The sequence below is a fragment of the Micromonospora sp. LOL_015 genome (genome assembly GCF_048060275.1).
Taxonomy (GTDB): domain Bacteria; phylum Actinomycetota; class Actinomycetes; order Mycobacteriales; family Micromonosporaceae; genus Micromonospora_E.
In genome coordinates, this window is record NZ_JBHMIO010000011.1 from 42,519 (window position 1) to 68,021 (window position 25,503).

20 protein-coding genes, 1 pseudogene and 1 riboswitch are annotated in these 25,503 nt (G+C 71.3%); of the genes and pseudogenes, 9 read left to right on the top strand and 12 right to left on the bottom strand.

Annotated elements, in window-relative coordinates; translation table 11 throughout:
* Positions 1–47 precede the first annotated feature (47 nt).
* The 3 genes from ilvN to ACFHWU_RS12255 form a co-directional block, all read right to left on the bottom strand.
* Complete coding sequence (ilvN, locus tag ACFHWU_RS12245) at positions 48–563, bottom strand: acetolactate synthase small subunit (RefSeq protein WP_282234408.1); 516 nt, start codon at positions 561–563, stop codon at positions 48–50.
* A gap of 49 nt (positions 564–612) precedes the next feature.
* Complete coding sequence (locus ACFHWU_RS12250; RefSeq protein ID WP_416590593.1) at positions 613–2,502, bottom strand: acetolactate synthase large subunit; 1,890 nt, start codon at positions 2,500–2,502, stop codon at positions 613–615.
* A 197-nt stretch (positions 2,503–2,699) separates the two neighbouring features.
* The gene (locus ACFHWU_RS12255; protein ID WP_416590630.1) at positions 2,700–5,027 is read right to left on the bottom strand and encodes a putative bifunctional diguanylate cyclase/phosphodiesterase; all 2,328 of its coding nucleotides are present in this window, start codon (positions 5,025–5,027) and stop codon (positions 2,700–2,702) included.
* Positions 5,028–5,176: 149 nt separating this feature from the next.
* Here ACFHWU_RS12255 and ilvD point away from each other — a divergent pair, with 149 nt between their 5' ends.
* The 3 genes from ilvD to ACFHWU_RS12270 all read left to right on the top strand — a co-directional run bounded on the left by ilvD (position 5,177) and on the right by ACFHWU_RS12270 (position 9,185).
* On the top strand, positions 5,177–7,024 hold the full coding sequence (ilvD, locus tag ACFHWU_RS12260) for a dihydroxy-acid dehydratase (protein ID WP_416553703.1): 1,848 nt from the start codon (positions 5,177–5,179) through the stop codon (positions 7,022–7,024).
* A 90-nt stretch (positions 7,025–7,114) separates the two neighbouring features.
* A complete protein-coding gene (gene dinB / locus ACFHWU_RS12265; RefSeq protein ID WP_416590594.1) occupies positions 7,115–8,392 on the top strand; it encodes a DNA polymerase IV in 1,278 nt (425 codons plus the stop codon).
* Between the two features lie 55 nt (positions 8,393–8,447).
* The gene (locus ACFHWU_RS12270; protein ID WP_416590595.1) at positions 8,448–9,185 is read left to right on the top strand and encodes a carbon-nitrogen hydrolase family protein; all 738 of its coding nucleotides are present in this window, start codon (positions 8,448–8,450) and stop codon (positions 9,183–9,185) included.
* A gap of 39 nt (positions 9,186–9,224) precedes the next feature.
* Here ACFHWU_RS12270 and ACFHWU_RS12275 read toward each other — a convergent pair whose 3' ends face one another.
* Complete coding sequence (locus tag ACFHWU_RS12275; RefSeq protein ID WP_416553697.1) at positions 9,225–9,833, bottom strand: hypothetical protein; 609 nt, start codon at positions 9,831–9,833, stop codon at positions 9,225–9,227.
* 220 nt (positions 9,834–10,053) lie between these two features.
* On the opposite strand from ACFHWU_RS12275, the pseudogene ACFHWU_RS12280 reads away from it, so the two are divergent.
* Positions 10,054–10,389, top strand: a pseudogene (locus ACFHWU_RS12280) (serine hydrolase domain-containing protein); the annotation flags it as partial.
* A gap of 130 nt (positions 10,390–10,519) precedes the next feature.
* Positions 10,520–11,068, top strand: a complete 549-nt coding sequence (locus ACFHWU_RS12285) for a hypothetical protein (protein WP_416590631.1) — start codon at positions 10,520–10,522, stop codon at positions 11,066–11,068.
* Here the strand turns inward: ACFHWU_RS12285 and ACFHWU_RS12290 are convergent.
* Both ACFHWU_RS12290 and ACFHWU_RS12295 read right to left on the bottom strand, forming a co-directional pair.
* Positions 11,049–11,624, bottom strand: coding sequence for a GNAT family N-acetyltransferase (locus ACFHWU_RS12290; protein ID WP_416553695.1), 576 nt, complete (start codon positions 11,622–11,624; stop codon positions 11,049–11,051). The two genes, ACFHWU_RS12285 and ACFHWU_RS12290, sit on opposite strands and share 20 nt — an antisense overlap.
* Before the next feature lie 145 nt (positions 11,625–11,769).
* The gene (locus tag ACFHWU_RS12295) at positions 11,770–12,687 is read right to left on the bottom strand and encodes a hypothetical protein (protein ID WP_416590596.1); all 918 of its coding nucleotides are present in this window, start codon (positions 12,685–12,687) and stop codon (positions 11,770–11,772) included.
* A gap of 407 nt (positions 12,688–13,094) precedes the next feature.
* Between ACFHWU_RS12295 and ACFHWU_RS12300 the strand changes: the two genes are divergently transcribed.
* Together ACFHWU_RS12300 and ACFHWU_RS12305 are read left to right on the top strand one after the other, a co-directional pair.
* Positions 13,095–13,970 (top strand): helix-turn-helix domain-containing protein, encoded by an 876-nt coding sequence (locus tag ACFHWU_RS12300; protein ID WP_416590632.1) that lies wholly within the window; start codon positions 13,095–13,097, stop codon positions 13,968–13,970.
* A complete protein-coding gene (locus tag ACFHWU_RS12305) occupies positions 13,967–14,152 on the top strand; it encodes a DUF397 domain-containing protein (protein ID WP_416553689.1) in 186 nt (61 codons plus the stop codon). Before ACFHWU_RS12300 ends, ACFHWU_RS12305 begins: the two co-directional genes overlap by 4 nt.
* A gap of 94 nt (positions 14,153–14,246) precedes the next feature.
* Here the strand turns inward: ACFHWU_RS12305 and ACFHWU_RS12310 are convergent, their stop codons facing one another.
* The 6 genes from ACFHWU_RS12310 to ACFHWU_RS12335 are packed head-to-tail and all read right to left on the bottom strand — an operon-like array spanning position 14,247 to position 22,707.
* Complete coding sequence (locus ACFHWU_RS12310) at positions 14,247–16,259, bottom strand: cellulase family glycosylhydrolase (protein WP_416590597.1); 2,013 nt, start codon at positions 16,257–16,259, stop codon at positions 14,247–14,249.
* Positions 16,260–16,293: 34 nt separating this feature from the next.
* On the bottom strand, positions 16,294–17,025 hold the full coding sequence (locus ACFHWU_RS12315) for an ROK family protein (protein WP_416590598.1): 732 nt from the start codon (positions 17,023–17,025) through the stop codon (positions 16,294–16,296).
* Complete coding sequence (locus tag ACFHWU_RS12320) at positions 17,022–19,502, bottom strand: glycoside hydrolase family 2 protein (RefSeq protein ID WP_416590599.1); 2,481 nt, start codon at positions 19,500–19,502, stop codon at positions 17,022–17,024. Before ACFHWU_RS12320 ends, ACFHWU_RS12315 begins: the two co-directional genes overlap by 4 nt.
* Before the next feature lie 55 nt (positions 19,503–19,557).
* Positions 19,558–20,415 (bottom strand): carbohydrate ABC transporter permease, encoded by an 858-nt coding sequence (locus tag ACFHWU_RS12325; RefSeq protein WP_282234396.1) that lies wholly within the window; start codon positions 20,413–20,415, stop codon positions 19,558–19,560.
* Entirely contained in the window at positions 20,412–21,377 is a 966-nt protein-coding gene (locus ACFHWU_RS12330) for a carbohydrate ABC transporter permease (protein WP_416568611.1), read from the bottom strand. The genes ACFHWU_RS12325 and ACFHWU_RS12330 overlap by 4 nt, the downstream gene beginning before the upstream one ends.
* 49 nt (positions 21,378–21,426) lie before the next feature.
* Positions 21,427–22,707, bottom strand: coding sequence for an extracellular solute-binding protein (locus ACFHWU_RS12335; RefSeq protein WP_416590600.1), 1,281 nt, complete (start codon positions 22,705–22,707; stop codon positions 21,427–21,429).
* A 244-nt stretch (positions 22,708–22,951) separates the two neighbouring features.
* On the opposite strand from ACFHWU_RS12335, the gene ACFHWU_RS12340 reads away from it, so the two are divergent.
* Both ACFHWU_RS12340 and glyA read left to right on the top strand, forming a co-directional pair.
* A complete protein-coding gene (locus ACFHWU_RS12340) occupies positions 22,952–23,974 on the top strand; it encodes a LacI family DNA-binding transcriptional regulator (RefSeq protein ID WP_416553677.1) in 1,023 nt (340 codons plus the stop codon).
* Between the two features lie 102 nt (positions 23,975–24,076).
* A riboswitch (ZMP/ZTP riboswitch) is annotated at positions 24,077–24,162 on the top strand.
* A gap of 65 nt (positions 24,163–24,227) precedes the next feature.
* The gene (glyA, locus tag ACFHWU_RS12345; protein WP_416553675.1) at positions 24,228–25,493 is read left to right on the top strand and encodes a serine hydroxymethyltransferase; all 1,266 of its coding nucleotides are present in this window, start codon (positions 24,228–24,230) and stop codon (positions 25,491–25,493) included.
* Positions 25,494–25,503: the final 10 nt, after the last annotated feature.

A 25,503-nucleotide genomic window follows, 5' to 3' on the forward strand; every position in this document is an offset into this window, starting at 1 on the left:
CCTGCCGCAGGTCATCAGGCCGGCAGCCGATGCCGCCGGCCAGCGGGTCAGGCGGCGCGCAGGGCCGGCCCGGTGGTGATCGACCGGGAGCCGCGCCCGATCGCGACCAGACCGGACTGCACCATCTCCTTGATGCCGAACGGTTCGAGATCGCGCAGCAACGCGTCCAGCTTGTCGGACGTGCCGGTGGCCTCGACGGTGAGGGTGTCCGGTGCGACGTCCACCACCCGGGCACGGAACAGGTTCACCGTCTCCAGCACCTGCGACCGCATCGCGCGGTCCGCGCGGACCTTGACCAGCAGCAACTGGCGGGCGACCGACACCGCCGGGTCGAGTTCCACGATCTTCAGTACGTTGACCAGCTTGTTCAGCTGCTTGGTCACCTGCTCCAGCGGCGACGAGTCGGCGTCGACGACGATGGTGACCCGGGAGACCTCAGGGTTCTCCGTCTCGCCGACCGCCAGTGAGTCGATGTTGAACCCGCGCCGGGAGAACAGGCCGGACACCCGGGCCAGCACCCCGGGCTTGTTCTCCACCAGCACGGAGAGCGTGTGCTTGGTCATTTCTTCCTCGTCATCATCGGATTGGCCGGGTCGTGACAGGCCGCCCTCGTCACAGGTCGTCCTCGTCGAAGGTGGGCCGGACGTCCCGGGCGAACATGATCTCATCGTTGCTGGTACCGGCGGCGACCATCGGCCAGACCATGGCGTCCTTGCCGACCACGAAGTCGATCACGACCGGAACGTCGTTGATCTCCATTGCGGCGGCAATGGTCTTGTCCACGTCCGCGGCGTTCTCACAGCGCAGCCCGACACAGCCGAGCGCCTCGGCCAGCTTGACGAAATCCGGGATGCGGTGCTTGTGGGTGCCCAGGTCGGTGTTGGAGTAGCGCTCGCCGTAGAACAGCGTCTGCCACTGCCGGACCATGCCCAGGTTGCCGTTGTTGATCAGCGCCACCTTGACCGGGATGCCCTCCAGAGCACAGGTGGCCAGCTCCTGGTTGGTCATCTGGAAGCAGCCGTCGCCGTCGACCGCCCAGACCACGGTCTCCGGCCGGCCGACCTTGGCGCCCATCGCGGCCGGGACCGCGTACCCCATGGTGCCCAGGCCGCCGGAGTTGAGCCAGGTGTTCGGCTTCTCGTAGGAGATGAACTGGGAGGCCCACATCTGGTGCTGGCCGACGCCGGCAACATAGACGGCGTCCGGTCCAGCCAGCTTGCCGAGCCGCTCGATCACGTACTGCGGGGACAGCGTGCCGTCGTCCGGCTCGTCGTAGCCCAGCGGGTAGCGCGCCCGCAGGTCGTCCAGCTGCGCCCACCAGTCGGTGCGGTCGCCGGCCGGGCCGGCGGACCGCGCCGCCGGGCGGCCGGCGGGGGGGACGGCCCGCTCCGCCGCCGGGTACGCCTCGATCAGCTCGTCGATGACGTGCCGCGCGTCGCCGACGATTGGCACGTCGGCGGTACGGTTCTTGCCGATCTCGGCCGGGTCGATGTCGGCGTGGACCACGGCGGCGCCCGGGGCGAAGGAATCCAGCTTGCCGGTCACCCGGTCGTCGAACCGGGCGCCGAGGGCGACGATCAGGTCCGCCTTCTGCAGCGCGTACACCGCCGCGACGGTGCCGTGCATGCCGGGCATGCCCAGGTGCTGCGGGTGCGAGTCGGGGAACGCGCCCCGGGCCATCAGCGTGGTGACCACCGGGATGCCGGTCAGTTCGGCGAGCCGGCGCAGCCCTCCGGTGGCCTGCGCCTTGAGCACGCCGCCGCCGACGTAGAGCACCGGGCGGCGGGCGCCGGCCATCAGCCGGGCCGCCTCGCGGATCTGCTTGCCGTGCGGGTGCAGGGTGGGCCGGTAGCCGGGCAGGTCCAGCGTCGGCGGCCAGGCGAAGGTGGTCTGCGCCTGCAGCACGTCCTTGGGGATGTCGACCAGCACCGGGCCGGGCCGGCCGGTGGCCGCCAGGTGGAACGCCTCGGCGAGCACCCGGGGGATCTCCTCGCCCGACTGCACCAGGTAGTTGTGCTTGGTGATCGGCAGGGTGATGCCCTGGATGTCGGCTTCCTGAAAGGCGTCGGTGCCGATCGACGGGCGGGCCACCTGACCGGTGATGGCCACGATCGGCACCGAGTCCATGTACGCGTCGGCGATCGGCGTGACCAGGTTGGTGGCGCCCGGACCGGAGGTCGCCATGCACACCCCGACCCGACCGGTGGCCTGGGCGTAGCCGGTCGCGGCGTGCCCGGCGCCCTGCTCGTGGCGGACCAGGATGTGCCGCACCGTCGAGTCGTACAGCGGGTCGTAGGCCGGCAGGATCGCCCCGCCGGGGATGCCGAATACCACGTCGACGCCGAGTGCTTCCAGGGACCGGACCAGGCAACCCGCGCCGGAGACCGGCACCGGCGGGGCCGGCGGCGGGGTCACGGCGTTGGCGAGGGTGGCCGGGGTCGGCGCGGCCGCCGCTGCCGAGTGCGCGCGGTGGGCGAGGGTCTCGGGCGTGGGTCTCGTCATGACGATTCAGGCCTTCAGCTCAGTGGTCTCGTGACATGGGTCTCGGCGGCGTATCCGGCAGATGGGACCGATCGGCCGGAACCGGCAGGGATTTGGCAATAAAAACGGCCCTCGTGCAGATGCACGGGGCCAGCGCACTCTCGATCGGAGAGTGCGCTCAGGTAAGTACTCGAGACGACAGAGTCAGCGACATGGGGCTAAGCCTGACGCATCTCACGCGATGAGTCAACTGATCTCACATCCTGGGCGGGTAGCGGCGCCGCACCGGCGCTGGCCTGCTGATCTTCGCTGGAGCGGCGGCGACCGCCGATTCCATGCCGGTTACCGGACGACGTCGCCGCCGACAGCATCGCCTCCAGATGCTCGGCCGGCACCCCCCACCCGAACAGCGCGCCCTGCCCGAACCGGCAGCCCGCCTCCACCACGACGGCAAGCTCCGCCTGGTTGGTCACGCCCTCGGCGATGACCTCCAGACCCAGCTGGTGCCCGAGCCGCATCACCACGTCGACCATCGGCGCGAACGCCCGCCGATTCGGCAGCGGCGGCGCGACCGGACCCTGCTCGGCCACCAGACTGTGGTCGATCTTGAGAATGTCGATCGGCAGGTTCCGCAGCTGGCCGAGCGACGAATAGCCGGCACCGAAATCGTCCAGGGCGATCCGTACCCCGGTGGCGCGCAGCGCCTTCAGCCGGCGGATCAGCTCCGCGAGATCCCGGGCGACAGCATGTTCGGTGACCTCCAGCACGAGGCGTTGCGACGGCACCCGGTGCCGTCGCAACGCCTCGTCGACCTGCAGCACGTACTCCGGGGCGTGCAGCTCGTGCGGTGACACGTTGACCGACACCCAGACGTCGTGCCCCTCGGCCAGCCAGCGGGACAGCTGCCGGCACGCCTCGTCGAGCACCCAGGCACCCAGCCGGCTGATCATCCCGCACTCCTCGGCCAACGGGATGAACTCGTCCGGTGGCACCTTGCCCAGCTCCGGATGGTGCCACCGAATCAACGCCTCGGCCCCGACCGGCCGTACCGACGGCACCGCCACCACCGGCTGGAAGGCCAGCCGCAGCTCGCCGCGGTCGATAGCGCCACGCATCTCGTGCTCCAGCCGGACCCGGCGACGCTGGGCCTGGTCGTAGGAGACGTCGTAGCGCTCCACCCGGTTCTTGCCCCGCTGCTTCGCCGAGCGCAGCGCCAGGTCCGCGTTGCGCAACAGCGTCGGTACGTCCTGCGCGGTCGAACAGCAGGCCATCCCGATACTCGCCGACACGTAGATCGGCCCCTTGTCATGCGGGTACGGCTCGTCGAGGGCGCGCAGGATCCGAACCGCGACGCGGTGCGCCTGCTCCGGGTCGGACGACGACAGCAGTACGGCGAACTCGTCACCGCCCAGTCGGGCGGCCAAGCCCGCCCCGGCCAGCTCGGCGGCCAGCCGCCGGCCCACCTCGATCAGCACCGCATCGCCGACGTCATGGCCCCGCATGTCGTTGACGGTCTTGAAACCGTCCAGGTCCAGGGTGAGCAGCCCGCTGGGACGTTGACCGGTGACACAGTCGTAGAGCTCACGCAGCAGCGCCCGCCGGTTGGCCAGCCCGGTCAACGGGTCGGTGTGCGCCAGGTTGCGGAAATGGGCCTCGCTGGACGCCAGCCGGGCGGCGTACCGACGCACGTCGAGCAGGGCCAGATACTGCCGGCCGACCAGGATGAAGCCCTCCAGGCTGCCGACCGCCACCGCGACGGTGGTGAACTCGCCGCCGCTGGCCACGTGGTGGAACCCGGCAGCGGCCATCACCACCATCGGGAGGAACACGTAACCGGCCCCGCGCGGCACCAGGCCGGCCGACGCGCTGCCGCCGCACCCCGGCCGTCCCCCACCGAGCCAGACCAGCACCAGCCCGACCGGCAACCCGACGGCACCGGCCAGGACGAGCCCCACACCGTACTGGCAGATGCCCGCCGCCGCAGCGAGGCCGCTGAGCCCGATCAGCACGGCGCCCGCGCCGCCGAGCAGCGAACCGGCCGGATGCCGGCCGCTGTGCAGCGCGGTCATCACCGCCACCCCGATGATCGCGACGACGGTCGCGGTGGCCAGCGCGACCGCCGGGCAGGCGGTCGGGGTGGCCGCGCCCAGCAGCCGGGTCGGTGGGGCGACCAGCACCCAGCCGGTGAACCACAGCGCCGCACCGACCGCCAGGCAGTCGAGCAGGTGACGCGCGGTCGGCGCGGAGCGCCCGGCGGGGCCCGGCAGCCGCAGCAGGCCCCAGATCAGCAGCAGTCCGCCGAACGCACAGCCGACCGCGACGACCGTGGCGAGCAGGCTCCGCTGCGACTGTTGCCGGTCCCACTCGGCGGCCATCGCGACGGCGCCGGCCAGCCCGGTGAGCACACTGAAGGTGGTCAGCCCAGCGCCGACCGCGAGCAGTCGATGGGCCCGGTCGGATGATCCGTCCCGGCGGCGGGCCACGACGAACAATGAGCCAGCGCCCAGCGCAGCAGCCAACCCACTCGCCAGCGCGAGCTCCTGCATGCCCGAGGGGAGGTGCACGGCACAACTCTGCCGGATCGGCGCTGGATAGTGGTGCCGGGGTGCGGGTTTGCCCGCAGAAACATCCCGACACGTGAAACGCGCCACGGCTGGGGCCGCCGGCGCGGCAACCGTGGTGTAACACTTGTCGAATGCCTGAGCTGCGGTCGAGGACCTCCACCCACGGTCGGACGATGGCCGGCGCCCGGGCCCTGTGGCGGGCCACCGGAATGACCGACGACGACTTCGGCAAGCCGATCGTGGCCATCGCCAACAGCTTCACCCAGTTCGTGCCCGGCCACGTACATTTGAAGGACCTCGGCGGGCTGGTCGCCGACGCGGTCGCCGACGCCGGCGGGGTGGGGCGCGAGTTCAACACCATCGCCGTCGACGACGGCATCGCCATGGGCCACGGCGGCATGCTCTACTCGCTGCCCAGCCGGGAGCTGATCGCCGACGCCGTCGAGTACATGGTCAACGCGCACTGCGCCGACGCGCTGGTCTGCATCTCGAACTGCGACAAGATCACCCCGGGGATGCTGCTCGCCGCGCTGCGGCTGAACATCCCGACCGTGTTCGTCTCCGGCGGCCCGATGGAGGCCGGCAAGACCGTCGCCGTCGAGGGCGTCGTGCACGCCAAGCTCGACCTGATCGACGCGATGATCGCCGCGTCGAACGACGCCGTCACCGACGCTCAGCTCGACACCATCGAGCGGTCCGCCTGCCCGACCTGCGGCTCCTGCTCGGGCATGTTCACCGCCAACTCGATGAACTGTCTTACCGAGGCCGTCGGGCTGGCGCTGCCGGGCAACGGCTCGGTGCTGGCCACCCACGCCGCCCGCAAGGACCTGTTCGTCGAGGCCGGCCGGACCGTCGTGGAGATCGCCAAGCGGTGGTACGACGGCGACGACGCCTCGGTGCTGCCCCGCGCCGTCGCCAGCCGGGCCGCGTTCGAGAACGCGGTCGCCCTGGACGTGGCGATGGGCGGCTCCACCAACACGGTGCTGCACCTGCTGGCCGCCGCCCGCGAGGCCGAGCTGGACTTCGGCGTCGCCGACATCGACGACATCTCCCGCCGGGTGCCCTGCCTGGCGAAGGTCGCCCCGAACACCCCGAAGTACCACATGGAGGACGTGCACCGGGCCGGCGGCATCCCGGCGATCCTCGGCGAGCTGGACCGGGCCGGCGCGCTGCGCCGCGACGTGCACGCGGTGCACTCGCCGTCGCTGAGCCGTTGGCTGGCCGACTGGGACATCCGGGGCGGTAGCGCCACCGACGAGGCGGTCGAGCTGTTCCACGCCGCCCCCGGCGGGGTGCGCACCACCGAGCCGTTCTCCACCACCAACCGCTGGTCCAGTCTGGACACGGACGCGGCGCAGGGCTGCATCCGCGACGTGGCCCACGCGTACTCCGCCGACGGCGGCCTGGCGATCCTGCACGGCAACCTGGCCCCGCAGGGCGCGGTGGTCAAGACCGCCGGGGTGCCCGACGACTGCCTGATCTTCCGCGGCCCGGCCAAGGTGTACGAGTCGCAGGAGGACACCGTCTCGGCGATCCTGGCCGGCGAGGTGGTCGCCGGTGACGTGGTGGTGGTCCGCTACGAAGGCCCCAAGGGTGGGCCGGGCATGCAGGAGATGCTCTACCCGACCTCGTTCCTGAAGGGGCGCGGCCTCGGCCGGGCCTGCGCGCTGATCACCGACGGCCGGTTCTCCGGCGGCACCTCGGGGCTGTCCATCGGGCACGCCTCCCCCGAGGCCGCCTCCGGTGGGCTGATCGCCCTGGTCGAGCCGGGCGACGAGATCGTCATCGACATCCCGGCCCGCAAGCTGGAGCTGAACGTGCCCGACGAGGTGCTGCAGGCCCGGCGGATCGCCCAGGAGAAGCGGGACCGCCCGTACACCCCGGTCGACCGGCAGCGGCCGGTGTCGGCGGCGCTGCGGGCGTACGCCTCGATGGCCACCTCGGCCAGCGACGGCGCGTACCGCCTCGTCCCGGAGTGACCCGCCGCCACCCGCAGCGACCCGCCGCCGGGTAGACGACGTCTGCGCAGCTCACCCCCGTTCGTCGAACATCTGTGCGATGATGGCGCGGTGGCGGGTGAGGCCAGCATCCTGCACGCCGACCTGGACGCGTTCTACGCCTCGGTCGAGCAACGCGACGACCCCCGGCTGCGCGACCGGCCGGTGATCGTCGGCGCCGGCGTGGTGCTGGCCGCCAGCTACCAGGCCAAGGCACGCGGCGTACGCACCGCGATGCCCGCCCGGCGGGCCCGGCTGATCTGCCCGGAGGCGGTGGTGGTGCCGCCCCGGATGGCGGCCTACACGGCGGCCAGCCGGGCGGTGTTCGAGGTGTTCCGGCAGACCACGCCGCTGGTCGAGCCGCTCTCCATCGACGAGGCGTTCCTCGATGTCGGCGGGCTGCGCCGGCTCGTCGGAGCGCCGGCCGACATCGCCGCCCGGCTGCGGGTCGCGGTCCGCGACCAGGTCGGGCTGCCGATCACCGTCGGAGTGGCCCGGACCAAGTTCCTGGCCAAGGTGGCCAGCGGCGTCGCCAAACCGGACGGGCTGCTGGTGGTGCCACCCGACGACGAGTTGGCGTTCCTGCACCCACTGCCGGTCGAACGACTCTGGGGCGTCGGCCCGGTCACCGCCGGCAAGCTGCGCGAACGCGGCATCACCACGGTCGGCCGGGTGGCCGGCCTCGGGGAGGCGGCGCTGGTCAGCATCGTCGGTGCCGCCGCCGGCCGGCACCTGCACGCCCTCGCCCACAACCAGGACCCGCGCCGGGTCCAGACCGGCGGCCGACGCGGCTCGATCGGCTCCCAGCAGGCGCTCGGCCGGGCCAGCCGGGACCCGGCCGACGTGGACGCGATCCTCGCCGGGCTGGTCGACCGGGTCGGCCGGCGGATGCGGGCCGCCGGGCGCACCGGACGCACGGTCACCCTGCGGCTGCGGTTCGGCGACTTCACCCGGGCCACCCGCGCCCACACCCTGCCCCGGGCCACCAACCAGACGTCGACCATCCTGGACACCGCCCGCGACCTGCTGGCCGCCGCCGGACCGATGATCCGCGAACGCGGGCTGACCCTGGTCGGCGTCTCGGTCGGCAACCTCGACGACGGGCAGGCCACCCAGCTGGCGTTGCCCCTCGGACCGGCCGACGCGCCGCCGGAGGCACCGGCGCGGCACTCCGTCGGCCGGCCGGTCGACCGGTCGGGCACGCGGCCGGTCGACGGGCCGGCCGGCAGGCAGGAGAGCCTGGACGCCGCGCTCGACGCGGTCCGGGACCGGTTCGGGTCCAGCGCGGTCAACCGGGCGGTGCTGCTCGGCCGCGACCTCGGCCCCGCCGCCCCACTGCTGCCGGACTGACCCGGCCCTGGCAGCGACGGCCCGTGTCAGGCCGGCCTCGGAGCTAGCATCAGGCATGCGCGGTCCCCTCACCCTCACCGTGGCCCAGCCGCCGACCGTCGGGCATGACGTGGCGGCCAACGCGCTCGCCCACGCCGACGCGGTCCGGACCGCCGGCGCGATGCGGGACGGTGACGCACAGCCAGCCGCCGGCCAGGTGGTGCTGTTCCCGGAGATGTCGCTGACCGGCTACGAACTCGACGCGGCACCGGTCGACCCCGACGATGCCCGGCTCGCCCCGATCGTCGACGCCTGCCGCGAAACCGGCAGCCTCGCGCTGGTCGGCGCGCCGGTCACCGGCGACAAGGGACACCGGCACATCGGCGTACTCGCGGTCGACGGCGGCGGTGCGCGGGTGGCGTACCGGAAGATGTTCCTGGGCGGTGCGGAGCCGGCGCACTTCACGCCCGGGCCGGCCCCCGCGGTGGTCGAGGTCGCCGGCTGGCGGCTCGGCCTGGCCGTCTGCAAGGACACCGGGGTGCCCGAGCGCGCCGCCGTGACCGCCGCGCTCGGCATCGACGCCTACCTGGCCGGTGCGGTCGACGCGCCCCACGAATCGGTCGTCCAGCAGCAACGGGCTGCCCGGGTCACCGCCGCGCACCGGGTCCGGGTGGCGATCGCCAGCTTCGCCGGCGGCACCGGCGGCGGGTACACCGAAACGGCCGGCCGGTCCCGGATCTGGGCACCGGACGGGCGGCTGGTCGCCGAGGCCGGCCCGCAGCCCGGTGAGCTGGCCCGGGCCACCTTCAGCTGAGGCCACCGGTCAGTGAGCCGGTCGGTCGACGCCGCCCGGTCAGTCGGTCGGCGCCACTCGATTGGTCGGCGCTGCTGCCGGCCACAGCTCGACGGCACCGGCCGCCGCCTGCCGGATCAACTCACCAGAGATCTCCACCCGGCTGTGCGGGATGTCCCGCGCCGGCCAGGCGCATCCCACCGTCACCGGACCGTCCGGCGGCAGCGGCCACACCCAGAAGCGGGCGTCGTGCCGCTGCTGGTCGGTGCTGGCCGCCACGGGCGACAGCAGCGGGCCGGCGGGTTCACGGTCGGCCGGCACCGTGCTCCGGTGCAGGCTGCTCAACGCCGTCCCGTCAGCGAACCGGACCATCACCTGCAAGCCGCCGACCCCGTCGACCGGGGTACGCGGCCGCGGCGCCCCCGACGCAGCGGCAGCCGGCTCCCGCGCCGGACCGGCGGCGGTGGCCGGTTCCGGGGCCCGCAGGATCGCGCTGATGTCGAACTCGAAACCTGTCGGGTACGCCAGCAGACTGGTCAGGATCACCGCGGCCTGATCGCTGCGGGCCAGCAACAGTTGCCCGGCGACCACACCGCCGAGCACCGCCACCGGGCGGGCCAGCCACGGACGCGGCGGAACGCCTGCCTGCTGAGGATCTGCGGTATCCATCGGCTAACCATGCCACGAACCTGGCATTGGTCAATGGTGCCGCAGCGGCGGGCGGTCAACGGCACCGCCGCCGGCCGCACCCGACACAATGGCGGTCATGACGACGGAGGAACGACCCGGGTCGACGCCGGACCACACCGTCGCCGGCCTCCTGCCGACGACCCGGCGGGCGCTGCTGCACCGACTCGCCGTCGGCCAGGTCGACGGGCGGGCACCGTCGATGGTGGCGGCGGTGGTCCGCGCCGACGGGCTGGCCTGGGCCGCCGGCCGAGGTGAGGTCGACCACGGCACACCGGACGCGGCGACCAGCTACCGGATCGGGTCGATCAGCAAGACCTTCACCGCAGTGCAGGTGCTGCTGCTGCGGGAGGCGGGCCGGCTGGAGCTGACCGATCCGATCCAGCGGCACCTGCCCGGCTGCGGGGTCGCGGCGACCGTGGAGCAGTTGCTGGCACACACCGGCGGGCTACCTGCCGAGCCGCCCGGCCCGTGGTGGGAGCGCACCCCCGGCGAGCTGCGCCCCGAACTGTCCGACGTGCTCGGGCCGGCGTCCGACCGACGGCCGGCCGGGCACCGCTACCGCTACTCGAATCCCGGGTACGCGCTGCTCGGCGCCGCCGGAGAGTGCGGACCCGGACTGCGGGTACGGCCTCGGCCTGCAACTGCTCCGCCACGAAGGTCTGGAGCTGGCCGGGCACACCGGCTCGGTACCCGGTTTCCTCGCCGCGCTGTGGACCTGCCCCGACCAGGACGTCGCCGCTGTGGTGCTGGCCAATGTCACGACGGGACCGCAGATCGGCGAGATCGCCGCCGACCTCCTCAAGATCGTCGCTGACCGGGAGCCGGTGATCCCGCCTCCGTGGCGGCCGGCCACCGATGTCGACCTGACCGGACCGTGGTACTGGGGTGCGCGCCCGGTGGCGCTCCGGCTGCTCGGCGACGGCACCCTGCAGCTCACCCCGATCGGCGTGGCCAACCGGGGCACCCAATTCCGACGTACGGCTGATGACCGATGGTTGGGCTTCAAGGGCTTCTACGCCGACGAGACGCTGCGGGTGTGCCGGGACGCGGCCGGCGCGGTCAGCCATCTCGATCTCGGCACCCTGGTGCTGACCCGGGGGCCGTACCAGCCGGCGACAGCGGTGCCGGGCGGGGTCGACCCGGCCGGCTGGCGTGCCGGCTCCGGCCAGCCGACCACCGGGACCGGCCGGTCGGTCAACGGATCCGCTGGCTGAGGATCTGGCCTGGCCACGGGCCGTCCGGCTGGTCGATGGTGAACGGCTCCGCGGCGGTGAACCCGGCCCGCTCGTAGTAGCGGACCAACGCCCGGTCACCACCGGCGTAGCAGTCGACCCGCAGCAGGGTCGCGCCGCGTTCGACGGCGAGCGTCCGAGCCCGGTCCAGTAGCGCCTGGCCGACCCCCCTACCCGCCCATGACCGGTCGGTGACCAGCAGGTTCACGTACAGTTCGGGTTCGTTGACCGGCGGCGCGTAGGACCGGGCCGTGCCGACGGCGAGCGCCCCGACGACCCGCTCACCACCGTCGCCGACCGGCACACAGGCCAGCACCAGGCCGCTCTCCTTCGCCCACCCGGTGACCGTCGCGATCCGACGTGGGTCGGTCGACTGCGGTTCGGTCCCCCACTGACCGGTACGGCCGTGTTCGGCCAGCCAGCGGACCGCGTCGTCGAGCAGCGCGAGGACCGCCGGGACGTCCGCCTGAGCGCCGGCCCGGTGGTAGATCCGAACCTGGTCGTCGAAGCGGTCGCCGCCGTCGGTGTCACGTTGCATGCCGGACATCCTGCCGTCTCGGCCGAGGTGACGTCGACCGGGCAGGACGTCGATCACAGACCCTTGCCCGCCGGGCACATCGACGCCGGTCTTCCCTGGTCAAGGCGGTGCCTCTCGCCGGTCCAGCGCAGCGCCTCCCCACTGGTCAGCGCGGCACCGGGCACGGGTTGGCAGCCGGGTACGGGCCGGCACCGGCCCGCCGCCCGTCGACTGCGACGACGGCGACCTGCCAGCTGACCGACGCCACGGACATCCGCCAGACCTGCCCGGTGGCGGTGTCCCCGGAGACCGTCATCGCCACCTCGCCGCCTTGCGCCGGCACCGCGCCCGGCGCGGCGATGCCGCCCGGACCGCCGGCACCGGAGCCGGAAGTCGACTGCGGGTCAATTCCCGACCCTTGCGTGGGAGCCGTGGTCGGCGGTTGCGTCGAACCGGCCGCGCCGCTGGTCCAGGTGAGCACCGCCGACTCGACGGTGCCACCGGTGACGGTGGCGACGACGGTCAGCTGGTAGCGGCTGGATCCGGTGCAGGAGACCCGTGCCTCGGCCTGGACCGTCAACGGCGGCACCGGGTCGGCAGGACCGCTCGGCTCGGGAGCGCCACCGGCCGGCCCGGTCGGGGTCGGCGTCGGCGGTGCCGGTTCGCTCGGGGTGGCCGTCGGCGCGCTGCTGGCCGACGGCGTGGTCGGTGGCGCGGCCAGACCTGGCGACCCGGCCGGCGCCGACCGGGCGGTGTCGTCGACCGCACCCAGCCGGGGCACCACCACGGCACCGCCGATCAGCAGGGCCAGCACGGCGGCCGCCGCCAGGCCGGCCAGCAGCCGACCTCGACGCGGCTCGCCCCGGCGGGGGAAGCCGGTGGCCGGGTCGAACCGGCCGGCCCGCTGCTCGATCCGCGCCCGGGCCGCCGCCTGCCCGGCGTCGGCGCCGCACCGGACGATGTCTGCCGCCAGGTACCGGCCGACGCGACCTGGCTGCTCGCCTGGAGCGGCGGTTTCCGCTCCGTCCCCGGATACCGGACCTCCGACTGCAGCGGTCCGGCGACCGAGCCCAACAGCTTCCACAGCTGGCCGAAGGGCTACTTCCTCACCTACAAGGCTGACAGACCAGCCTCTTAGCGGACACCGGCGAGATCCCTCGGCACCGTGAACCGGCCGGCCGGCCCGTTACCGCGTCAGCGATCGCGGTACGCGGGTCGGCGGCCGAGCACCCTAGAGCCGTTGTGTCGTCGGCTGCCGGTTGGTGAGCTGGGATCGCCGCATCCCGCCGATTACGGCGGGCACCTCCCGGCGAACACAACGTCACCCCACCGGTTCGGAGGTACCGGCCGAGCTTGATGCCAGAGATGCATCAAGATGCACCTGCGGCATCACGTCCGGAAGCACTTTCGGTTCCCGGGATCAACTTCATCCATTACGTGAATCTGTTTCGGGTGGCCATGGCGCCAAGATCATAAATCCACCCCGGACTGATTGGACACGACGCGAGAAGATACCGGCACGCAAGGCAGTCGATTCCTGGTAGGAAGCTGCCCCGATACGGGCCGGAAGGACAAGCAGCAGTGAGCAGCAACGGCATTCCACAGGTGCTCAGGTTTCTCCGTTCGCTCAACGGCGGCATGACACAGGAGCAGTTGGCACAGCAGCTCAGCGTCTCGACATCGCTGATCGCCAAGTTCGAGACTGGTCGACAGATACCAATGCCCGACACGGCAGACCACATCGATCAGGTATTCAGCAGTGCCCCGCTGATCAAGGAACTCTCCGAGAACGCCCGCAAGAGCATCCCACCGGACTGGTTCCGGGCGCTACCGGAGTTGGAGCAGGAAGCCTCCGCGATTCGGCGGTACGAGTGCCAGATCATCCCTGGACTGCTCCAGACGGAAGCGTACGCCCGGGCCATCCTGCACAGCGGCCTGCTAACTCCCGCTAAGGCCGACGAGTACCTCGCCCTCAGGATGACGCGACAGGCCGCCGTGTTCGAGCGGGAGGAGCCGCCGGTGTGTCAGTTCATCATCGACGAGGACGGACTTCGTCGGGGAGACCCCGTGATCATGCGGGAGCAATTGGAGCACATCGCCGAGATGAGCACCCGGTCGCGGGTGCTGGTGCAGGTGGCCCCGGTATCCGCCGGCTTGCATCCCGGGCAAAACGGCCCGTTCATGCTCGCCAGCATGGCCGAGACCGGCGGCACCGTCGGCTATGTCGACGACCAGTTGGAGGGCCGCCTGGTGACCGATCCGAAGCGGGTTGCCACCCTCGAACAGGCCTGGCAGGCTCTGAGTGGTGTTGCGTTGCCGCGCGACCAGTCGCGAGACATGATCTTGAAGTTGGTGAAGGAACTATGACCGAGCCGGCGTGGCGCAAGTCCAGCCGCAGCAACAGCAACGGAAGCGACTGTGTCGAGGTTGCGGACAACCTTCCCGCTCGCGTCCTGGTCCGCGACAGCAAGGACCAGGGCGGTCCCACGCTCGCCTTCGGCCCGACCGCCTGGCGCTCGTTCATCGCTGAAGCACCCACGCTCCGCTGAGCCGCAGGATCAGCAGACGAACGGCGACGACGTCGAGCCCCGGCCCCACGCCGACGGGGGCCGGGGCTCGACGCGCACCGGTGACCGCGCCGTCCTACTCGACCCGGACGTTGTCGATGTGGACGGAGCCCGGGTTGACGTAGACGTACATCTCGCGCACGTCGGCCAGCGCCTCGGCGTCACAGGACATCTCGGTCAGCAGGTCGATCTCGGCGGTGCCGGTCCAGTCCTGGTTCAGCCAGGTGAACGTGGACTGGCACCAGGTGTAGCTCGGCCCGGTCTGCACGGCGATCGCCGCGTTGGTGCCCACTGACGGGTCGGTACGCAGGTCGTACTTGAGGGTCACCCGGCCGGACAGGTCCACCGGTTCGGCGAACGACGTGCCGAACCAGCCGCCGGTCACCGAGTCGACTCGCAACCCGTACACCCCGTCGGTGGCGAACGCGTCCGACTGGGCGACGCTGCCGACACCCGGCTCCCACGACGGCGGTCCCCACCCGTCGGTGCCGGTCTCGAACGAGAACAGGGTCTGCACCCCGGCCGGGTCCGGTTTGACGGTGACCACCAGGTCGGCGACGTTCGAGGCGCGCCTGGCCCGGTCCCACACCCGGTACCGGGCGGTGGCCCGGCCGGCGAAGCCGTCCGCCGGGGTGAAGGTCACCGCACCGTCGCCGCCGAGCGCGAACTCCCCGCCCTCGACACTGACCTGCTTCTGCTGGCCGTGTTCCGTCGGGTCCAGGTCGATGGTGGCGGCTCGGACCGTACCCCGGTGGGCGATGTCGTTGGCCGCCGGCCGCAGCGTCGCGACCTGGCCGAACTCGACGGTGGTGGTGTCGTGGTCGGCGACCGGCGGCCACGGCCGGCGGTCGCCGCGCACCGCCGCGCCCGCGTTGGACAGCGTGGTGCAGACCGGGCTCGGGCAGTAGACGGTGTAACCGTCGTAGTCCGGGTAGCGGCTGCCGTCGTCCTGCACGCCGGAGAGGATCCAGTAGAGGAAACCGCTGGTGCCGCCGGCGATCGCCACGTCAGTCCACTCGCGGTAGACGACGTTGCGGGTCGACTTGTCGTGGATGCCGAACTCGCCGAGCATCACCGGCTTGCGGACCTTCTTCGCCTCGTGAGCGTGCCGGGTGATCCACTCGGTGCCCCAGGCGGCGTCCTTGCCCCAGTGGTCCGGGTAGAGGTGGTAGGAGACGACGTCGACGGCGGGCAACCTGCTCAGCGCGACGCTGTCGACCCCTTCGCCGCAGTTGGTGGTCCAGTCGGCGCTGGTCGGATCGTCACAGAAGAAGCCCTCGTCGCCGACGCTGACCAGCTGCCGGGGAGCGATCGACTTGACGTGCCGGGTCATCTCGTCGGCCCAGCCGGTGAGCGTGTCGGTGGTGCAGTCCGGTGACTGCGGGTAGACCCCGGAGCCCTTGCAGCGCGGCTCGTTGCCCAGCTCCCAGGTCATCACCGTCGGGTCGTCCTTGTATCTCACCCCGGTGAAGGTGTTGGTGCGGTTCAGCACATGGCTGATCCAGTCTCTGTACCAGCCGCGGATCACGGGGTCGGTGTAGAAGTCGTCGTGGTACTGCCCGCCGCGCCAGCGCACGTACTGGTCCATGCCGCCGAAGTCGCGCCAGTTGTTGGTCAACGGGATGACCAGTTTGATGCCGGCTTCGCGGGCGGCGGCGAGGACGTAGTCGAGACGTTGCAGGCCGTCCGGGCCGTCGTTGTACGCCGGCCGTTCGCCGTCGAAGTACTGGAAGTAGACCCCGTCGGCCGGGCCGGCGACCGAGTCGGAACCGTCGGCGTTGCCGATGTCGAGGAATCCCCAGGTACGCAGCACGGTGAACCCGGCAGATTTCGCGTCGGCGAACACGTCGTCGACCATCGTCGGCGACTTGTACATCAGGTAGTAGTTGTTGCTGCCGGCGAACCGGAACTTCCGGCCGTCGAGTGTGAGGTCGTCGCCGTGCCGGGTGACGAATCCGGCGGTCGGCGTACCAGGATGGCCGGGATGGCCGGGATGGTGGGCCGGCGGTGCGGCCTGGGCCGGGGCTGCCGCTGCGGTGAGCAGCAGCCCGGCCAGTGCCAGCAGCAGGCCAGCGGAGCGTGTGCGCATTGCGGGGTTCTCCTTGACCGTGGAGCGGTGGAGGTCACTGACGCGCGGCGGCCTCCAGGGCGAGTGCGGCGGCACCGAGCAACCCCGCGTCGTTGCCGAGACTGCTGGTGTGGATCCGGACCCGGCGGACGAAGTCGAGCCCGGCCAACTCCGCTACGGCCGCACGCAGCGGAGCGAAGAGCAGGTCACCGGCGGCGGCCACCCCGCCGCCGATGACGACGTCGTCGAGGTCGACCAGCGCGGTGGCGGAGACCACCGCGGCGGCCAGCGCGGTCGCGCCACGCCCGAACGCGGCGACGGCGAGCGGTACGCCGGCCCGGGCGTCCTCGGCGAGGGTACGTGTGTCGCCCGGCCGCTCCCCCGGCGTCCAGCCCTGGTCGACGGCCCAGCGGACCATCGCCGGGCCGCTGGCGATCGCCTCGACACAGCCGCGCCCGCCGCAGGGGCAGGACGGTCCGGTCATGTCCACCACAATGTGTCCTATGTGGCCGGCGTTGCCGCTGCCGCCCGGGTGGACCCGGCCGTCGATGACCAGTCCGCCGCCGACGCCGGTGGAGACCACCATGCCGAGCAGGGCGCGGCCGGGGTAGCCGCCGAGCCAGTGTTCGCCAAGCGCCATGCAGTGCCCGTCGCTGGCGAGCACCGCCGGCCGGCCGGGCAGCAACGGCCGCAGCGAGTCGAGGATGCCGAAGTCGCGCCAGGCGTGGATGTTGACCGGGCTGACGGTGCCGGGGGCGCGGTCGGCCGCTGCCGGGCCGGTGCTCACGCGCCGGCCGTCGGGGTGTCGCTGACGATGTCGTTGACGCAGCGCAGCACCGGCCGGCTGGTCAGCGCCGCCGGATCCAGCTCGACCCCGGTGCGCACCACGAACTCCGTCGACTCGCCGGGCAACAGGGTGACCAGTGCCCGGTCCACTTCGGCGGCCGGGTCGAGCCGGTCGGGATAGAGGGTCAGGTCACGCAGGACGGTCCGGGCGGTGACGGTGACCCGCAGCCCACCGTCGACCGGTGCGGCCGTCGCGTCGTACCCGGCAACCGGGTAGTCGATCTCGTTGTCCTCGGCAAAGAACCACCAGGCCCGGTGCCCGGCCGCGTCGGCGAGCAGCAGCTCGCGGCGTGGGTCGCCGGTGGCCGCCAGGTCGGGGTAGATCGGCACGGTGACCGCCGAATGGGCCGGTACGGCCAGCTGGTAGCCGATCTTGGCCAGTGGCTCGCCGGCCAGGGTGAGCCGGGTGACGTCGGTCTGCGGGTGCCAGTCAGTGCCGGTGTCGTTGACCGCCACCAGGACGAGCCCACCGTCGCGGGATTCGATGGTGAGCAGCCGGTCGGCGTAGGCGTCGCGCAGCGCGTACCACAGGGGTTTGCGGCGGCCGTCGCCGTCAACGGCGGCCCATGAGGTGACCGGCCAGCAGTCGTTGAGCTGCCACAGGATGGTGCCCATGCAGATGCCCCGGTGGGAGCGGAAGTGCCGCACCCCGACGGCGATGGCGCGGGCCTGGTTGACCTGGGTCAGGTAGTGCCAGTCGTCGAAGTCACGCGGCGCGGGCAGGTGCGCGTCGAGGCCGCGTCGCAGCTTCAGGTCACCGTCGACGGCCTTCTGGTGGTGGGCCATGCCGGGTGAGTCGGGGGCGAGCGGGTCATCACTGATCGCCCGGCGCAGGGTGGCGTACGCGGGTGGCCCCTGGTAGCCGAACTCGGCGAGGAACCGGGGCACGTACTGCCGGTACTTCAGGTAGTCGTCGGTGTTCCACACGTCCCAGATGTGCGTGGTGCCGTGCGCCGGGTTGTTGGGGTGCAGGTCGTCGCGGCCGGAGTAGGGGCTGCCCGGCCAGTACGGGCGGGTCGGGTCGAGTTCGGCGACGATGCCGGGCAGCACGTCGAGGTAGTAGCCGAGCCCCCAGGTGCGTCCGTCGAGGATCTCCTGCCAGCCCCAGTCGTGCCAGCCCCAGATGTTCTCGTTGTTGCCGGTCCACAGCACCAGGCTGGGGTGCGGGGTGAGCCGGGCGACCTGGTACCGGGCCTCCGCGGCGACCTCGCCGGCGATCGGCTCCTCTTCCGGGTACGCGGCGCAGGCGAACAGGAAGTCCTGCCCGATGAGCAGTCCCAGCTCGTCGGCTAGGTCGTAGAAGTCCTCCGATTCGTAGCGTCCGCCGCCCCAGATCCGCAGGAAGTTGACGCCGGCGTCGACGGCCTGGCCGAACCGGCGGGCGTAGCGGGCCCGGTCGACCCGGGTGGGGAACGCGTCGTCGGGGATCCAGTTGACGCCCCGGACGAAGACCGGCACCTCGTTGACGACCAGGGTGAACGCGCTGCCGGCGACGTCGGCGGTGGTGTCGAGGCGGACCGACCGGAAACCGATCAGTCGCTGCCAGGTGTCGAGTGTGCTGCCGTCGGCCCGATGCAGGGTGACGTCGAGGGCATGGCGGGCGGGATCGCCGTACCCTCGGGGCCACCACAGCTCGGGCTCGGCGACGGTGAGGGTCACGACGGCGCTGCGCTGCCCGGCCGGGACGACCGCTTCGGCGCGGGCCCCGGCGACGGCGGCGACCAGGGTGATGTCCTCGTCGGTGTCACGTTCGATCTCGACGTGCAGCTCGACCTTCGCCTCGGCGCTGCCGGTCGGGTGGTGGGTAACGGTGACCAGCGGACGAACGGTGGCCAGTCGGGCGGTGCTCCAGGTGTGCAGGCCGATCTCCTGCCAGATGCCGGCGGTGACCAGGTTGGGGCCCCAGTCCCAGCCGAAGTTGCAGGCCATCTTGCGGATGAAGTTGAACGGTTCCGGGTAGGCGTTGGGCCGGTCGCCGAGCCGGTCGCGGACCGCTTCGGCGTGCCGGTACGCGGAGTCGAACCGCACCCGCAGGGTGTTGCGCCCGAGGCGCAGGGCCGGTCGGGCGTCAAACCGGTAGCCGCGGTGCATGTTGGCAGTGCGGCCCAGTCCGACGTTGTTGAGGGTGACGGTGGCGATCGTGTCGAGGCCGGCGCAGACCAGGTCGACCCGGGGGTCTGCCTGGTCGACCCAGTCGAACGTGGTCTCGTAGACCCAGTCGGTCCGGCCGATCCACGACAGCCGGGTCTCGTTGTCGTCGAGGTAAGGGTCGGGGATCAGGCCGGCGGCGAGCAGGTCGGTGTGGACGCAGCCGGGTACGGCCGCGGGGACGCTGTGATCGCCCACGCCGTCGGGCACGTCGGACCCGTCGGCGGGTCGTACGGTCCAGCCCTCGTGGAGCGGTCGTACGGAGTTCATGCCATACCTCACTAGTGCTGGATCGGGACTGGGCCACGGTACGAGTGCTCGCCGGTCAGTTCTTGACGGCGCCTTCCATGATTCCCCGGACGATCTGCCGACCACCGATGAAGAGCATGATCAACAGCGGGATGGTCGCCACGAACGCACCGGCGAGCACCCGCCGGTACAGCACATAGTTGCCGCTGGCCAGGTCGGACAGGGCCACCATCGACGTCGGGTAGTAGGTGCCGCCGAGGGTGATCAGCGGCCACTGGAAGTCGTTCCAGGTGGCCACGAAGGTGAGCAGGCCGAGCACCGCCATCGCCGGGCGGACCGCCGGCAGCACCACGCTCCAGTAGATCCGCAGCGTGGTGGCACCGTCGATCCGACCGGCCTCGATCAGCTCGTCGGGCACCGCTTCGAGGATGAACTGCCGCATGTAGAACACGCCGAACGCGGTGACCAGGCCGGGCACGATGACCGCGACCAGGGTGCCGTTCCAGCCGAGTTCGCCCATCAGGATGTAGAGGGCGACGACGCCGAGCTGGTTGGGCACGGTAAGGGTGAGCACCACGACGACCATCAGCGCGTTGCGGCCGGCGAACCGCAGCTTGGCGAAGGCGAAGCCGGCCAGCGAACAGAAGAACAGCACCGAGAACGTCACGATCGACGAGACGATGAAGCTGTTGCCCAGCGACTGCGCGAAGTAGACGTTCTTGAGAGTGAAGACCTCGTTGAGGTTGGTGAGCAGTTGCCCGCCGGGCAGCAGCTGCGGAGGGATCTTCGCCAGGTCGGCGTCGGTGCCGCTGGCGATCACCACCATCCAGTAGAGCGGGAAGGCGGAGAACAGAATGACCAGGCTGAGGAACAGGTAGTTCCAGAAGCTGCCCGGCGTACTGGCCGGGGCACGGCCGACGGTTCTGCTGCTCATTTGCGGCCTCCGCCCAGCCGGTTGGCGACCAGCGCGTTGACGGCCGCGATGATCACGATGATCAGGAACAGTGCCCAGGACATCGCGGCGGCGTACCCGAGGTTGAGGTCCTTCCAGCCGACCTTGTAGATCAGCTGGGCGATGGTCTGGAACTGGCCGTTTGACCCACCGGTGGCGGCCTGCGAGTTCTGCTCGAACAGCATCGGCTCGGTGAACAGTTGCAGCCCGCCGATGGTGGACAGGATCACGGTGAAGACCACCACCGGCCGGATCATCGGCACGGTGATCCGCCAGAGCTGCCGCCACTGGCCGGCGCCGTCGACCGCCGCCGCCTCGTAGATGTCGCGCGGGATCGACTGCATCGCGGCCAGGTAGATCAGCGCGTTGTAGCCGATCCACTTCCAGTTGACCATGGTAGCGATGGCGACCCACGACGCGGCCTTGCTGGACCGCCAGTCGATCGGCGCCTCGCCGCGCAGGTGCAGTACGTCGAGCGCCCAGTTGGCGATGCCGAAGTCGCGGGCGAAGAAGACCGCGAACAGCAGCGTCGACGCGGTGATCGGGGTGATGTACGGCAGCAGGACGCCGACCCGGAACCAGGTCTGCGCCCGCAGCTTGCGGTTCAGCAGCGACGCGACGATCAGGGCCAGGAACAGCTGCGGCACGGTGGAGAGCAGGAAGATGCCGAACGTGTTGTACAGCGCGTTCCAGAAGCTGTCGTCTGTGAACAGCCGCCGGAAGTTCTCCAGCCCGGCCCAGCCGGTCAGGTCGGCGTTGTCCAGCCGCCAGTGCCGCAGCGCCACCACGCCGTTGAAGATGATCGGGAAGAGTCCGAAGGCGATGAAGAGGAGAAAGAACGGGGAGATCAGGATGTACGGGGTGTACCGCATGTCGAAGCGGTGCAGCCGGTTGCGCCAGGTCGGCTCGGGTGGTGGTGCCGGTGCGGCGCGGGTTGCGGACATGGTTTGCCTCCGGGTTCGGCCGCACGCGCGGCTCGCGGCCTGCGAGCGGTTACGCGTTCGCCGCCTTCTCGGCTTCCGCGATGGCTTCCGTCCACGCCTCGTCGGGCTTGCCTTCCAGGTCACCGCTCTGCAGCCGGTTGAGGACGTTCTCCACCGCGACCCGGACGGGGCCGTTCTTACGGCCGAGGTACTGCGGGGTGAGGTTGGCGGCGGTGGCGGAGAAGATCTGGCCGACCGGCGCGTCGTTGAAGAACGGGTTGGAGAATTCGACGATCGCCGGGTCTTCGTAGAGCGCCGGCTGTGACGGCAGGTTGCCGACCTTCTTGAAGATCTCGATCTGCTGCTCGGGCTGGATCAGCCACTCCAGGAACTTGTACGCCTCGTCGACGTGCTCACTTTGCGCGGGGATGGTCAGGAACGAGCCGCCCCAGTTGCCGCCGCCACCGGGGATGGCCGCCACGTCCCACTTGCCGGCAGTGTCCGGGGCGGTGTTCTGGATGTGGCCCATCATCCACGCCGGGCAGGCCAGCACGGCGAAGTCGCCGTTGACGAAGCCGTTGTTCCACTCCGGGGAGAAGGCGGCGAGGTTGGCCGACAGTCCGGCACCGACGACGGTGGCGGCGGTGTCGAAGGCAACCTTCGGTCCGCCTTGCATGGCCAGCTTGTCGCTGGTGTCGAAGAGGCCGACCGGCTGCTGGCCGAGCACCGGGTTGAAGATGTTGGTGGCCGAGTCGACGAACTTCTTGCCGCTGGCCGCGACGTACTCCTCGCCGGTGGCGACGAACGACTCCCAGTCGGGCCACAGTGCGGAGACCTCGTCCCGGTCGGTCGGCAGCCCGGCCGCGTCGAACAGGTCGGTGCGGTAGCACATGGCCAGCCCGCCGACGTCGGTGCCGAGGCCGATCTGGGTGGCCCGGTCGGCGGACAGGGTCTGCTGCCACTTCCAGTCGAGGTAGCGTTCCTCGTACTGACCGGCGCCCTTGTCCAGTAGGTTGACGAACTTGTCGGCCTGCTCGCGGAACTGGACGACGAACCCTTCGTCGATGGCGGCGATGTCGGCGGCGCCGGACCCGGCGATGAGCTTCTTCTGCAGGTCCTCGTGCTGGGCGTTGTACTCACCGGAGTTGAGGTTGATCCGCACGTCCGGGTTCTGCGCCTCGTACGCGGCCTTGAGGTCGTCGAGGCCGAAGTCGCCCCAGTACGCGATGGTCAGGGTGGTGCCGCCGTCGTCGCTGCCGCCGCCGGGTTCGCCACTGCAGCCGGCGATCAGCAGCGCGCCGGCGGCGCCGACCGCCGCCGTACGCGTCCAAGGGGCCCAACGCCGCTTCATCCCATCCTCCGAACACACTTGGAAACGCTCCAAACATCGAGGAGCGTCGACTGAACCGGGTAAGTCAGGCCACGGTACGAGCGACTTCGATGCATGTCAATGGCTGGTTACCGCCGCAGCCAACCCGTAACCTCGGTGTCCTCGGGCGGGGTGGCCGCCGAACCCGGCCGACGCCGGATATCGTTTCGGGCAGCAGACTTAACCGGGCAAGGCCAGCCGAGACGAACCCGAAGGAGCGCCGCCGGTGAAACGGCCGACCATCGCCGACATCGCCCGCCGAGCAGGCGTCTCGAAGGGCGCGGTCTCCTACGCGCTCAACGGCCAGCCCGGGGTGTCCGAGGCGACCCGGCAGCGCATCCTCGCCATCGCCGCCGAGATCGGGTTCAACCCCAACAGCGCCGCCCGCGCCCTGTCCGGGGCCACCGCCAACGCCGTCGGCCTGGCGCTGAGCCGCCCGGCCCGGATCCTCGGCATCGAGCCGTTCTTCATGGAGCTGATCAGCGGTGTCGAGGCCGAGCTGTCCGCCCGGTCGTACGCGCTGACCCTGCAGGTGGTGGCCGACACCGAGGCCGAGATCGCGGTCTACCGGCGCTGGTGGGGTGAGCGCCGGGTGGACGGCGTGTTCCTCTGCGACCTGCGGGTCGGCGACGACCGGGTGCCGGCGCTGGAGACGCTGCAACTGCCGGCGGTGGTGATCGGCGGCCCCGGGCACACCGGCTCACTGCCGAACATCTGGTCCGACGACGCATCGGCCCTGGTCGAGACGGTCGAGTACCTGGTCGCGATGGGTCACCGCCGGATCGCCCGGATCGGTGGCCTGCCCGGCCTGCTGCACACCGAGATCCGCGCGGACGCGTTCACCGACGTCTGCCGCCGGCTCGGCCTGGACCAGTGCGTCACGGTGGCGTCCGACTACACCGGCGAGGAGGGTGCGCGGGCCACCCGACGGCTGATCAGCACCGCGGCCCGCCCCACCGCGGTGATCTACGACAACGACGTGATGGCGATCGCCGGCCTGGCGGTGGCCCAGGAGATGGGGCTGGCCGTGCCGGGCGACCTGTCGATCGTTGCCTGGGATGACTCGCCGCTGTGCCGGCTGGTGCATCCGCCGTTGACCGCGCTGGGCCGCGACATCCCGGCGTACGGTGCGCACGCCGCGCGGCAGCTGCTGGCGACGATCGCCGGTGAGCCGACGCAGGCGTACCAGGACGAGACGCCGCACCTGACCCCGCGCGGCAGCACCGCGCCACCACGCACGGATCAGTGAACCGGTTGAGTTTCTGATGCGTTGAACGGCGCAAAGACCAGCAGATCTCGCCACGTACCGTCAGGGTCTGCCCGACCCGCCGACCACCGCGGGTTATGCTCGGACCGGTCACGCGACTGGCGCAGCGAAGGTGGAACCGACCACCGGGGAGCGACCACCGACGTGCGCCGCGCGCCTGGGTGCACCGTCGACGGCACCGTCATGCCCGGGTCGCTCCGGGCCGACGGGGCCGCCCGACCCAGGAGGACACGTCGTGCACGTACCGCAGATCCCGCAACTGACCGCCACCGATCCGGAGCTCGCCGCCCTCGTCGAGGGTGAGGCCCGCCGCCAGCACGACAAGCTGCGGATGATCGCCTCGGAGAACTACGTCTCCACCGCCGTGCTAGAGGCCAGCGGCACGGTGCTGACCAACAAGTACTCCGAGGGCTACCCGGGCCGCCGCTACTACGAAGGCCAGCAGTTCGTCGACCCGATCGAGACGCTCGCCGTCGAGCGGGCCAAGACGCTCTTCGGGGCGGCCCACGCAAACGTCCAGCCGTACTCGGGCTCCCCCGCCAACCTCGCCGTCTACCTCGCCTTCCTCTCCCCCGGCGACACCGTGCTGGGAATGTCGCTGCCGATGGGCGGGCACCTCACCCACGGCTGGTCGGTGTCGGCCACCGGCAAGTGGTTCAACTCGGTCCGCTACAACGTCTCCCGCGACACCGGCCGGATCGACTTCGACGAGGTACGTGACCTGGCCCGCCGCGAACGGCCGAAGGTGATCTTCTGCGGCGGTACGGCGGTGCCGCGGACCATCGACTTCCCCGCCTTCGCCGAGATCGCCCGGGAGATCGGCGCGGTGCTCGTCGCCGACATCGCGCACATCGCCGGTCTGGTCGCCGGCGGCGCGCACCCCTCACCGGTCGGCCACGCCGACGTGGTCACCACGACCACCCACAAGACGCTGCGCGGCCCGCGCGGCGCGATGATCCTGACCACCGGGCAGCACGCCGCCGCGATCGACAAAGCGGTCTTCCCCGGCCTGCAGGGCGGCCCGCACAACCACACCACCGCCGGCATCGCCGTCGCGTTGCGCGAGGCCGACACCGACGACTTCCGCCGGTACGCCCACCAGGTGGTCGCCAACGCGAAGACGCTCGCCGCCGCGCTGGTCGACCGCGGCTTCGAGCTGATCTCCGGCGGCACCGACAACCACTTGATCCTGGCCGACCTGACCGGCAAGGGCGTCGGTGGCAAGCCGGCCGCACAGGCGCTGGACCGGGCCGGGATCGAGCTGAACTACAACACGGTGCCGTACGACCCGCGCAAGCCGTTCGACCCGTCCGGCATCCGGCTGGGCACCGCCGCGCTGACCACCCGCGGCCTGACCGAGGCGCAGATGCCGCAGGTCGCCGCCTGGCTGGACGACGCGGTGACCGCGGCGGTCAAGGACGACGGTGCCGCCCTCGACCGGATCGCCGGGGAGGTAGCCGACCTGCTGGCCGGCTACCCGATGCCCGGCTACGCCGCCTGACCTGCGCTGA